The sequence below is a fragment of the Paenibacillus sp. oral taxon 786 str. D14 genome (assembly GCF_000159955.1).
Classification (GTDB): domain Bacteria; phylum Bacillota; class Bacilli; order Paenibacillales; family Paenibacillaceae; genus Fontibacillus; species Fontibacillus phoenicis.
The window spans coordinates 1-2,161 of the sequence record NZ_GG696003.1; the positions used below are offsets into that span (position 1 = coordinate 1).

Annotated in this window: 2 protein-coding genes; both read left to right on the plus strand. The window is 52.0% G+C overall.

Features of this window, described 5'->3' with window-relative positions; all coding sequences use genetic code 11:
* Positions 1–9 precede the first annotated feature (9 nt).
* Positions 10–444 carry a BrxA/BrxB family bacilliredoxin gene (locus POTG_RS21990; RefSeq protein WP_009227056.1) on the plus strand — a complete coding sequence of 145 codons (435 nt, stop codon included), beginning with the start codon at positions 10–12 and terminating at the stop codon, positions 442–444.
* 127 nt (positions 445–571) lie between these two features.
* Positions 572–1,381: an ammonia-dependent NAD(+) synthetase gene (gene nadE / locus POTG_RS21995; protein ID WP_009227057.1), complete on the plus strand. Its 810-nt coding sequence runs from the start codon at positions 572–574 to the stop codon at positions 1,379–1,381.
* Positions 1,382–2,161 lie beyond the last annotated feature (780 nt).

Consider the following 2,161-nt stretch of genomic DNA (forward strand, 5'->3'; position numbering starts at 1 on the left):
TGATGGGTAATGTCGATGTCATTTGACCAATATATGAGAGACATGGTACAACCGATGAGAGACGAATTAACCGTGCTGGGGATTCAAGAGCTGCGTACGCCGGAGGAAGTAGAAGAGAAGCTGCCAAACGCGAAAGGGACTGCGCTGGTCGTTGTCAATTCCGTCTGCGGATGCGCAGCGGGACAATGCCGACCGGGCGTAGCGAAGGCGTTGCAGCATGACGTGACACCGGACCACCTGTTTACCGTGTTTGCGGGTCAAGATAAAGAAGCAACGGCGAAAGCACGCGAATACTTCGCGCCGTATCCGCCTTCTTCGCCTTCGATCGCATTGATGAAGGACGGCGAGCTCGTCCATTTCATCGAACGCCACCAAATTGAAGACCGTTCGGCTGAAGAAATCGCCGCTGATCTGACCAGCGCGTTTGACCGCTTCTGCCGGTAAGCTGTAGCGGCCGCTAATCAGTCGCTTTCGCCCCGCCATCCAGCCTGTCTGGATGGTTCGGGGCGTTTTTCGATTTAGGGCATACTACTTACATAAGGTGTTATATCTTGGATGTGGAGGGATTTAGATGAGTTTGCAGCAGGAAATCATTAAGCGGTTTGGGGTTAAACCCGTCATTGACGTGGATGAGGAAATTCGCCGGCGGGTCGACTTTTTGAAGGAGCAGGTCAAAGCGGCGCGCACGACCGGCCTATTAATCGCGATCAGCGGCGGGATTGACAGCGCAGTAACCACCGGCTTGTGTAAACGGGCGACGGACGAGCTGACGCAGGAAACCGGCCAACCGTACATGACGTTGGGCGTGTTCCAGCCATACGGGAAGCAGGAGGACATCGAGCACAGCTACGAGGTGGCCAAGGCGTTTGGACTTAAGCATACGGTAGAGACGAATATTGAGGAAGCCGTAGACGAAATTGCCCTCGAAGTTGAGCACGGCTTGAAAAATATCGGGCAATCCCGTCACCTCAGCCCGCAAGGCAAAGGTAACGTGAAAGCGCGGACGCGGATGGTCATGCAATATGCGCTGGCTTTTGAGCTGAACCTGCTCGTTGTGGGCACCGACCATGCGTCCGAGGCGATTACCGGCTTTTACACCAAATGGGGCGATGGAGCCGTTGACGTTACGCCGCTCAGCTCGCTGAACAAACGCCAGGTTCGCCAGCTTGCCGTCCGCCTCGGCGTGCCGCAAAGCGTGATCGACAAGGCGCCAACCGCCGGCCTGTGGGAAGGGCAAACAGATGAGAAGGAGCTCGGAATCAGCTACGAAGATAACAGCGATTATCTGGAAGGCAAGCAGATCGATCCGGCCGTCCAAGAGCGCCTGGAGGCCTTCTACCGCAAAACCGAGCACAAGCGCAGCCCAATCCCGGGCATTTAATTAACACATAGATGATAGACGCGGGCCCGGGCAAGCTGCCCGGAGCCCGCTTTTTTCTAGGGTAACATAGTACTTTTTCCGCTCTCTTTCTATGATTATCCCGTTGCATCAGGCAGTGAGTGAGAGAAAGAAGCAAATATGCACGGTAGAAGTAAGATGTTGCAAGAAAAACGATAAGTACGGTTATATGCGACAGGGGGAACAGTGTTCATCGTTCATCGTTCATCGTCTCTCTGCCGCCCCCTTTTTGATGATTATCCCGTTGAATCAGCTCGTGGGAAATAAGAAGGAAGGGAACACGTCCAATAGCAAAAAAGATGCTGCGAGAACTTCGATGGGCAGGATATAATTTGCGACAAAACCCCGGTACGGACATATTTCGCAAACACGCCTTATCGCAAATAAGCCTTATTGCAAATTGCCTTATACGGATAAAAACTACGTCAACACGTATTATATGGATAAACTACGTCAACACCGCCTTGTACGGATACATCCCCACAATGCGCATTAGTATGGATATCATGTGAATGGTCGATCAGCTGAGCTACGAAAGTCAGGTGGGAGGCTCCTAATTTGTGTTTTTCAGCATTCCGATTAGCACTTCTATCATTGCCTCTTAGTAGCCTCTTAGTATCTCGATTAGTAGCTTGATTAGCGGCTCGATTAACACTTCGATTTACGCGGCTGCTGCAAAGAACGGCTTCTTATGGTGTGCGTTCTGATGACTTGCGATTAATTGGCGGTAAGGGATCGCTGGAATGGACACGCACATCTGAA

What these genes read in the sequence shown, in the direction of transcription:
- POTG_RS21990 (WP_009227056.1), top strand. Translation starts at nt 10, where the DNA reads ATGTCGATGTCATTTGACCAATATATGAGAGACATGGTACAACCGATG.
- nadE (WP_009227057.1), top strand. Translation starts at nt 572, where the DNA reads ATGAGTTTGCAGCAGGAAATCATTAAGCGGTTTGGGGTTAAACCCGTC.